This is a genomic window from Komagataeibacter saccharivorans (assembly GCF_004348195.1).
In the GTDB taxonomy this organism is placed as follows: Bacteria; Pseudomonadota; Alphaproteobacteria; order Acetobacterales; family Acetobacteraceae; genus Komagataeibacter; species Komagataeibacter saccharivorans.
The window spans coordinates 50571-60000 of the sequence record NZ_CP036404.1; the positions used below are offsets into that span (position 1 = coordinate 50571).

The 9430-nt window shown below is 60.4% G+C and carries 9 protein-coding genes (1 of these 9 running past the window's edge); 2 read left to right on the forward strand and 7 right to left on the reverse strand.

The window, feature by feature from the left end; all coding sequences use genetic code 11:
* The 4 genes from KSAC_RS00235 to KSAC_RS00250 are packed head-to-tail and all read right to left on the reverse strand — an operon-like array spanning position 1 to position 4032.
* Positions 1 to 783, reverse strand: a complete 783-nt coding sequence (locus tag KSAC_RS00235; protein WP_102324298.1) for a sterol desaturase family protein — start codon at positions 781 to 783, stop codon at positions 1 to 3.
* Positions 780 to 1889, reverse strand: a complete 1110-nt coding sequence (locus tag KSAC_RS00240) for an LptF/LptG family permease (RefSeq protein WP_102324297.1) — start codon at positions 1887 to 1889, stop codon at positions 780 to 782. Before KSAC_RS00240 ends, KSAC_RS00235 begins: the two co-directional genes overlap by 4 nt.
* The gene (locus KSAC_RS00245) at positions 1886 to 3064 is read right to left on the reverse strand and encodes an LptF/LptG family permease (RefSeq protein WP_102324296.1); all 1179 of its coding nucleotides are present in this window, start codon (positions 3062 to 3064) and stop codon (positions 1886 to 1888) included. Before KSAC_RS00245 ends, KSAC_RS00240 begins: the two co-directional genes overlap by 4 nt.
* A gap of 53 nt (positions 3065 to 3117) precedes the next feature.
* Positions 3118 to 4032 (reverse strand): metallophosphoesterase family protein, encoded by a 915-nt coding sequence (locus KSAC_RS00250; RefSeq protein WP_132303463.1) that lies wholly within the window; start codon positions 4030 to 4032, stop codon positions 3118 to 3120.
* 158 nt (positions 4033 to 4190) lie between these two features.
* On the opposite strand from KSAC_RS00250, the gene KSAC_RS00255 reads away from it, so the two are divergent.
* Positions 4191 to 5171, forward strand: coding sequence for a diacylglycerol/lipid kinase family protein (locus tag KSAC_RS00255; protein WP_102324295.1), 981 nt, complete (start codon positions 4191 to 4193; stop codon positions 5169 to 5171).
* A gap of 12 nt (positions 5172 to 5183) precedes the next feature.
* Positions 5184 to 6152, forward strand: a complete 969-nt coding sequence (locus KSAC_RS00260) for a hypothetical protein (RefSeq protein ID WP_162900379.1) — start codon at positions 5184 to 5186, stop codon at positions 6150 to 6152.
* On the opposite strand, the gene spt is transcribed toward KSAC_RS00260, so the two are convergent.
* The 3 genes from spt to KSAC_RS00275 form a co-directional block, all read right to left on the reverse strand.
* Positions 6136 to 7338, reverse strand: a complete 1203-nt coding sequence (gene spt, locus KSAC_RS00265) for a serine palmitoyltransferase (RefSeq protein ID WP_110547252.1) — start codon at positions 7336 to 7338, stop codon at positions 6136 to 6138. The two genes, KSAC_RS00260 and spt, sit on opposite strands and share 17 nt — an antisense overlap.
* A gap of 6 nt (positions 7339 to 7344) precedes the next feature.
* On the reverse strand, positions 7345 to 7596 hold the full coding sequence (locus KSAC_RS00270; protein WP_025812499.1) for an acyl carrier protein: 252 nt from the start codon (positions 7594 to 7596) through the stop codon (positions 7345 to 7347).
* Positions 7597 to 7788: 192 nt separating this feature from the next.
* Positions 7789 to 9430, reverse strand: the 3' portion of a protein-coding gene (locus KSAC_RS00275) for a fatty acyl-AMP ligase (RefSeq protein ID WP_181417367.1). 98 nt of this gene lie beyond the right edge of the window; 1642 of the gene's 1740 nt are visible here — the last part of the coding sequence; the start codon falls outside the window, past its right edge; it ends in the stop codon at positions 7789 to 7791.

Consider the following 9430-nt stretch of genomic DNA (forward strand, 5'->3'; position numbering starts at 1 on the left):
TCACGCTGCGTTACGGGTGACGTTTGCCCCATCGGGCCGGTCACGCGGGGGCGCGCCGGTTTCTTCCATGACCCACGGATACTGCTGTGCCTCCTTCACGTCGTAGCCCAGGTTGAAGACGCTGGGGCTGCGCGGGAAGCTGCGGGCATCGACATAGTAGCTGCGGAACAGCCGGTCAGCCACGAAACTGGTGATGCCGTAATTGCCGTTCTCGTTATGGAAATGGTGCAGCACGTGACGCTGCTTCATGCGCTGGATCCAGCGCATGCGGGGCTTGTAGTTCAGGTGCTGGATGCAGTGAAAGAATTCATAGATGCAGGTGATGGTAAGCCCCGCGCCGAAGGCCGCAGCGGCCCCCGCCATGTTGCCGATCGCGTAACCGATGGGAATGGTCACGATGGCTATGGTTGGAATTGTGTTGAGCGGCGAGCCGAACAGGACATCAAGCAGGTGGGGGTCCTGATGGTGATCGAAGTGGATGCGCTTCCACAGGGAGGCACTCCATTTCATGCGATAGAGAAACCGGCCATGCAGGATGAAGCGATGGATACAGTACCATACCAGCGGATAGACCAGCATGACGGATACGATACTGATCGCGATGGGCAGCAGGGACTTGCAGCTAAGGACCATGACCGCGTAGCTGGCGATGGCCAGCACGAAATACAGCATGATGGTGGGATAGGTGAGGTAGGCAATCCAGAGCTGCCGAAGGTTCATTTTGCCCAGGTCGAAGCTCCGGCCCGTGCGAATGGAACTATTCTTCAGGGTATTCGTAATCATCGCTCTTCGATCCTCAGTAGCACGGTGATGACGCCAAGGATGAAAATCAGGATCCCGACGCATATTGCCATAAGAGAGGGCAACGTTCCCGCATTTCCCAGGGCACGTAACAGACCCTGGAATACAACAAATAGCAGACCTGCACCCAGACACCATATTGGAAGCCAGCTACGCGTACCGGCCCGGGGCGGGATATAGACCACCGGCACCGCGAGTAACAGCATTACCGTAAATGTCACGGGTAACATGATGCGTCCCAGTATTTCCGTCATGAAGAAGGATGGCGACTGGCTGGACGCAAGCGTGCCCCGCTGTTCATCCAGCATCGTGCCGACCGACTGGGTAAAACTGATGGTAAGCTGGATGATATGGTCCGGCGTGAGGGAAGGGGGCCAGTCCACGCGCACCGTCTGCCCCGGCGGGGTATCAAGCAGGTCGATGCGGGCCGGGCTTATGACACTCAGTATGCGCGAAGGGGTGCCATACCAATGCCCGTGTTCGTAGTGCATGTCGGATAATGTCGTGACCTTCTGAAGCAGGGACTGGTGGTCCCGGTGATAGATGGTCACGTTTTTCAGGTGCGCCCCGCCATGATCGAGATAGTTGATGTTGATCACGTCATCATGCGACCGGATCCAGTAATTGTGCCAGTTGTTGATCGCGCCGGGCGTTGTCTCGTTCCACCAGCGCGCCAGAGCCAGTTCGCTGCGCGGGGTAAGCTGGTCATCCACGACGCCGCTCAGCACTCCCAGCGCAAGGATGGTGGGCAGGAACAGCTTGATCAGCCCCGGCGTGGACAGGCCCGCCGCGCGCATGATCGAAATCTCGTTCGATGTGGTCAGTTGCAGCAGGGTCAGCAGCGCCCCGATCAGCACCGCGATCGGCATGGCGTTGCCGAACAGCAGCGGCAGGTGCATCACCCCGTAATACAGCACCCCGGACAGGCCGAGATGACGGTGCATGATTTCCGTCACCTGCTCCAGCAGGGCGAGGATCTCCATAAGCGACACCACGATGACGGCCGTGGTGAACACCTTGGTCAGAAGTTCACGCGACAGGTAACCAAGCAGGACCGTGCCGCAGCCAAGGCGGAGCCTGTGCTTCATGCCCGACCTTTCGCAATGTGGCGCGGCAGTCCATCAGCCGAAAGCTCGCGGGGGGGCAGCGCGGGACCTTTGGTAAGCAGGATGCGCAGCCCGCCAGCCTGCCGGATCAGCATGCCGGTGCAGATGATGGCAAAGCCGAAAGTGGGCAGCCACATCACCAGCAGGGGCGACATGTGCATGTTGGCCACAAAGCTCATTCCCATCTGAAGGGTATGGTCAAAACCGACCAGCGTAATGGCGGCAATGGCCAGACCGGGGTTGCCACGCTGGCGTTTGCGCACGCCTGCCAGTGCACAGGCCAGTATGGGAATGAAAGGAATGGCGATCGTGCGCGCCAGACGGAAATGAAGTTCGGCCACCATGTAGGAATGGCTGATGCCCGGATAGCCATGCTTTATGCCGTAATACAACTCCGGCACGGTCAGTTCGCGTTCGCTCTCGCCCCGGTTGCGGTAAGCTTCCTCATCTATCTTGGCATCGCGTGAGATCAGGCGCGTGGTGCGGGTGAAGCTGGTGATCGAGGGGGGCTTGTCCTGACTGTCGGTTATGATGGTGCCATCCACCAGATCAAGCCGCATGCGCGACCCATCGGCAGGGTTGTACAGATAGCCCTTCTGTGCGGAAATCAGGCGGACATGCGCCTTGTCCGTGTTGTCGCGGATAAAGACATGCCACAGCCGCGACCCGGCATGGTCGACCGTTTCAGCCGTCAGCAGGACATCGTCGGATGCCGCGAACATCTTGGACTGCAGGTGGGGCGTCCACCCGGCATGGCTGGCGAAATAGAAGGCCGCGCGATAATCATAGCGCGCATAGGGCTGGATGAACCCGTAAAGCGAAAAAGCCAGAACGCCGAATACCGCTCCGGTCAGGACAAAAGGCTGGCATATGCGGAAAATGGACACGCCGCTTGCGGTCAGTGCGTCGATCTCATGATTCGCGCTCATGCGCCGGACGACGGAAAACACGCTTACACACATGGCCGCGGGCAGCGCCAGACCCAGATAGTGGGGGATCAGGTCACTGAGCAGCCCGAAGAAGGTCTTCATCGAACTGCCATTGGCAGCCAGAATGTCAAACAGCACCAGCAGCCGTTCCAGCAGCAGGGCAGCCATCACCACGCCAAGGGCGATGGAGAACGGTGGCACCACCTGTCGCAGCAGATAGCGATCCATCGTGCTGGGTGCCAGTTTTCCCAATATCCGGTGCAGAGAGGACGTGCGGCTCATCAAGGCGTGCTTATACCGGAAAAACAGCGGGATGGAGGGGATGGATCAAAAATAGTTTCCCGCGTTGTGCCCGCAGTGCCGTCAGCAGGAAAGAAACGTCTTGTAACACCAATTTCGTAGCCATTCCCACGGGGGCTGACCGTAATACGATTCCAGCCCGCCGCCCGCAGCGGGTCATCCGACCGGGCCGAAGCCGAAGCGATTCCGATGACCGGCACACCGCCCGCGGGACCGGGGAGGGAGGAGAGGGCGGAAAGATGGATATGCCCGTGCAGGATCATCTCCGCCCCTTCGCATGCAATACATTCAGAAAAATTCCGGATATCTGTCAGGGCTTTGCGTGTTACGGCCAGGCCCGGAACCGGGGGGTGATGGATCATGACGATCCTGCACAGGCCCTGCTGCCCGGCCCCGTGCAGGATTGTCCGCAGCCGTCTGGACTGATGAACGCCAATTCTGCCTGTCGCCCGGAACCATGGTGTCGGCACTGCCGTACTGACACCGATCAGTGCCACATTGCCGATCCGGCGCACGAAGGGAAAAGGCAGCGGCCCCATCCACGGCTGCCATAGTCCAACGGTCGCCTGCCAGTCGTCATGCACAAGGGTGTCATGATTCCCCGGTATGACTGTACACGGGGCAGGCATCTGTTCCAGCCAGCGTCGCGCCTGCCGGCATTCCCCCGGCAGGCCCATATTGGTCAGGTCACCCGTCAGGGCGATCATATCTACCTGACTGGTGGCGATATCCCCCATCACGCGCGCCAGAACTTCCGGCCGGTGTATGAAACGGCGGCGCCTTGTCCATGAAAGATAGCTGAACATGCGTTTGTTGAGCCGTTCGGTCAGCCGTGGCGGCGCCATTTCGCTCGGAAGGTGCGGGTCCGAAATATGGGCTATTGTGATCGTGCTCAAGCTGACCTCTTTCCCCGCCTTCTGGCGGCCATCGTGGCGCGGGCGCATGTTATGCCTGCCCGCGCGTGGGGGCGCTCCGTCTTTTCCTGCCTTGCAATAGAAGGCAGATGGTTGCTTATGGCCTGTACGTCAAATTTCAGACAGGGATGGGATAATCAGTGACCGGACGTTTTGCGCTTGTTTACAACCCGCGCAGCCGGCGGAATATGAGCGATGGCAGCTTATATGCCCAGACAGCCCGTAACCTGCTGGGAGAGAATTTCATCGATCCTGCCGACCGCATCCGTCTGGATGCCCATATTGCCGAACTGGCAGCGAGCGACATGGACTGTATCGTCATAGACGGGGGCGATGGCACCGTAAGCGACGTACTGACGGCAGTCCGCCGCCATTATGCCCCCGACCGCCTTCCCGCCCTTGCGGTCCTGCCTTCGGGCAATACCAACCTGATCGCGGGGGATGTGGGCTTCGGCATGCGCGGGCTTGAAGCGCTCGAACGTCTCCAGCATCTGGCTGCGTCCGGTAGCTTGCGGCGCAATGTGCGCAGGCGCTGCGGACTGGTTGTGGAATGGCCCGAAAGCGATGCGCGCGAACCGGTTGTCGGCATGTTCCACGGGGCGGCGGCGTTCACGCGCGGGATCGAACTGGCTCACCAGCCGGCGATCCTGAACAATTATGCGCATGAAATGGCCGTTGTGGTCTCCTTCCTGTCCTCGGTCGCCCATCTGCTCAAACGTCGTTCCCGCCAGCAATGGATGCGTGGGGACCCGATCACGATACAGGCGGGGGAGCGCGTGCGGCGGCAGGGGAACTGCTTCTTGTTCCTTTCCACCACACTGCAGTTCCTGCCCCATGGCATATGGCCATTCTGGACGGCGGACGGTGCGCGTGACGACGCCATCAATTACCTACATGTTGCAGGCCAGCCCTCCCGTCTGGTGGCGGCGTCATGGGCGCTGCTCCGGGGGCGGCATCCCGCGTGGCTGCGGGACAATCCCGATTACTGCAGCGGGTGCGAGCAGCGTATCGAAATGGCGCTGGACTCCGACTTCGTGCTGGACGGGGAAGTTTTTTCCCCCGGTCCTGCACGCCGGATCATCCTGTCCTCCACCGCTCCCATTGATTTTATCCACGCCTGAGGAATGACGAGCATGTCCCAGCCCATCCCGTCCAGCCGTGCCGCCGCCGCCGGTCGCATCGCCCATGCGCTGGCGGATGATCTGGTCCAGCCCGTTGCGCCGTTTGTCACCCAGTTCGTGACACGACTGATTGGCGCGGCCCGCCCCATGGGCGTGATCTTTTACGGGTCAGCCCTGCGTCAGCCAGATCCGGACGGTATTCTGGATTTCTATGTGGTGGTGGAAGATCTGACGGACTGGAAGTCAGGCTATCTGGCGCGCAAGGCCAATCAACTCCTGCCGCCCAATGTGGAATATCACGAGATTCCTGTGGAAGGCCGTATCATCCGCGCCAAGGTGGCCATTCTGTCCATTACGCAGTTCCGCCGCATGACGGGACGCGCAACACTCGATACCACCGTATGGGCGCGTTTCTGCCAGCCCGTAAGGCTGGTATGGGTCAGGGGACCAGAAGCGGCGGATGCCATTCTGGGCTGTATTATCCGCGCGGTAGGGCAGGCCGGGCGCTGGGCCGCAGCGCTGGGGCCGGAACAGGGCACGGCCGCCGAATTCTGGCTGGCGCTTTTTGCCCATACCTATGGGGCCGAATTGCGGGTCGAAAACGGACGCAGGCCCCGGACCCTGCTACAGGGGCATGAACAGCGCTATAATGCGCTGTTACCCGATATCTGGCTGGCCGATGGCGTGGCTTTTACGCGCGATGGCGCGGTCCTGCACCCCCGGCTGACTGCGGAACAGCGTCGCGCCATGCGGGAAGGGTGGTGGTTACGTGACCGGCTGGGTACGGTCCTGAATGTCAGCCGCCTGTTCAAGGGGGCATTCACGTTTGAAGGTGGCGCACGCTACATCGCGTGGAAGATCCGACGCCATTCAGGCATTGAACTGCCGCTGGGGCCGTTTTCGGAGCGGCATCCGCTGATCTGCCTGCCGTATCTGCTATGGTCGCTACGGCAGGCAGGGTTCTTCAGGCGGCGGGGTTGATCCCCATTTCCCCTGCGACAGCAGCGAATATCTCAACCGCCCGATCGATCTGTTCGGGCGTATGTGTCGCCATGACGGAGGTACGCAGCAGCGGATGCTGGTCAGGTGTCGCGGGCGGCAGGCTGAGATTTACATAAACCCCGAGGTCCAGCAGCCGGTTCCAGAACGCTACCGCCGTTTCGACTTCATCCAGAACGACGGACACCACCGGGCTGGCCTGCGGACCGGTACGCAGGCCGGTAGCCTGAAGTCCGGCATGCAGCCGACGGGCGTTGTCCATCAGGCGCACGCGCAGTTCGGGGCGGTTTTCCAGTTCATCCAGTGCCGCCATGGTCGCGGCGATGACTTCCGGCGGAAGGGACGCGGTAAACATATAGGGACGCGAACAGAGCCGGATCAGGTCTAGGCCCGCATGGTTGGATACGCAATAGCCGCCAACCGTGCCAAGGCTTTTGGAAAAAGTGCCGACAACAAAGTCCACATCATCTTCCACGCCATCGGCTTCCGCCACGCCACGGCCATGCTGGCCCATCACGCCAACGGAATGGGCTTCATCAGCCAGAAGCCATGCGCCGGTTTCCCGCTTGACCGCTGCGAACTCCGCCATGGGTACGACATCGCCCATCATGGAATAGATGCCTTCTACAACCACCAGCTTCGATCCCGGCGTACCTTCAAGGCGACGCAGGCGCTTGTGCAGGTCATCAGCATCGTTATGGCGGAAACGGATGACCTGTGCATGGCCCAGACGGCTGCCGTCATAGATGCTGGCATGACTGTCCGCGTCAAGCAGCAGGTAATCATCCTTGCCGGCCAGTGCGGAAATCGTGCCCAGATTGGCCTGATAGCCAGTGGAGAATACCATGCAGTGCCGACGGCGGAAGAACGCTGCCAGACGGTCTTCCAACTGGCGGTGCAGGCCTTGGGTTCCGTTGGCGATGCGCGATCCGGTTGTGCCCACACCATAGGCCCGCGCAGCCTCGACCGCAGCTTCAATGGCGGCGGGAGACTGGCTGAGGCCAAGATAGTTATTGGTACCGAACAGGAGCGTTTCCCGCCCTTCGATCAGCCCGACAGTAGAAGAAATGGGCTTTTCGATAACCACATCAAACGGGTTGCGGCCACCACCGGCGGTCACTGCCGACAGTGCTGTCGCCAGTCCCTCGTATTTTGAGAAAATGGACATGATGCGTCAGGATGCCTGCTTGAGAGATACAATGCAGGCAGCCAGATCATCGATGGTACGGATATCGGCCAGCCGGTCCAGCGGCACGGAAACATCAAGGGTATCCTCGATTTCCATGACAAAGTTCATGACGGCCAGTGAATCAAAGGCCAGATCCTCAACGATCTTGCTGCTGCCATTGATATCACGGGGAACCTTGGGGTTCGCCAGCAGCGTCTTCACGATCAGCGCGGAGACGCTCGCTACCGTTTCAGTCATTCCTACATCCTTATCGCACGTCCGGCCTGCCGTGGGGCAGGGGATCAGCATGAATGGCCTGCCCGCGATCCGGGACCGCGGGTTGGGATTGTAATCTGTTCTTAACCGGAAGTCTTATGATCGAAAAACAGGTTTTTGACCAGTCCCGCGTTTCAGCCCTGCCCAAAGGGGGAAGGGTCAGCGGGTACCCCCTCAGCCAACCGAAACAGACGTTGTTTCCAGCGGCTGGAACGCGCCGGACAGCAGCATCGCCTTTGCCCGCGCCCGCGTCAGCTTGCCCGAAGATGTCTGCGGCAGGGTGTGGGGCGGGACCAGAATGATGGAGACATCCACGCCGTGCTGCCGACGGAACAGGTTGGCGGCTTCGGTTTTAAGCGTCTCGCGTGCTTCGGGGGAGGAGGCACGACACTGAACGAGGGCCACGATCTTTTCGCCCTCATCCTCATCAACCGAAAATACGGCAACGTCCCGGCTGCGCAGGGCGCTGATTTCGGTTTCAGCCGACCATTCGAGGTCCTGCGGCCAGATATTGCGGCCATTGATGATGATGAGATCCTTGGCGCGACCGGTTACGACCACCTGACCATCCAGCATGTAGCCCAGATCACCAGTATTCAGCCAGCCTGCGGAATCCAGCACGCGCGCGGTTTCCTGCGGCCTGCGGAAATATCCCTGCATCAGGCTGGGGCCGCGCACGAAAATGGTGCCAATCTCGCGGTCCTTCAGGACCTGCCCCTGCGCATTGCGGACTTCGAGTTCATGCTGGGGCAGCACTTCACCGCACAGCACAAAGGTGCGCAGCGCGCGCGCGGGATCGTTGGAAGGGATGGCTTCGCCACGTGTCTCCAGCGCACGCAGGTCGATCGTATCCGTGCGGATACCCGATCCAAGCGGCGCAAAACTGATGGCAAGCGTTGCTTCAGCCATACCGTAGCTGGCGGTAAACGCACCCGCGTCGAACCCGGAGGATGCGAAGCGCTGGGCAAAATCCTCAAGGATATGATAGCGGATCATATCGCCACCAATCCCCGCAACCCGCCATGACGAGAGGTCAAGCTCGATCGACGTGGCGCGCCGGGCGCATAATTCGTAACCAAAGGACGGGCTGTAGGAAATCGTGCCCCGGTTCCGGCTGATCAGATCCAGCCATACATGGGGGCGTCGGGCAAATTCCCGCGTCGGCAGCATATCGACGCTAAGCTGGCACGTCATGGGCGTCAGGAAAAAGCCCACCAGCCCCATGTCATGATAGAGCGGCAGCCACGATACGCAGCGATCGCCCGTTTCACGCACCTTCAGCCCGTTAAGGGCAATGGCATGGGCATTGGCCAGACCGGAACGCTGCGTTACCGCAATCCCCATGGGAAAACGGGTACTGCCGGATGAAAACTGAAGATAGGACAGATCTTCGGCATTTATGGCGGGCAGGGTGTCCACCGTGATCGGTGTTTCCAGAAGTTCTGCCGGTGTTCCAGCAAATTTCAGGTCCAGACCTGCCGTGATTTCATCCGTCCATGACGAAATGATCGAGGCTATGACCACGGCGGAGGCCGCCGCCCCTTCAATCATGCCGCGCAGGGTGCCGACATAGCCTTCACGCCCGCCAAAGGCGACAGGCAGTGGCAGGGGGGCAGATACCAGCCCCGCATACTGGCAGCCAAAGAAAATACGGGCGAAATCGCCATCACTTTCCGCCACGATGGCGACCCGGTCGCCCGGCTTCAGGCCAAGGGACAGAAGGCGCTTGCCGGTTTCGATCGCCTGTTCACGCAGCGTCCTGTAAGGCAGCGCTTCGAGCAGGACACCTTTGCCGGAATAGATATTGAAGCCGCTT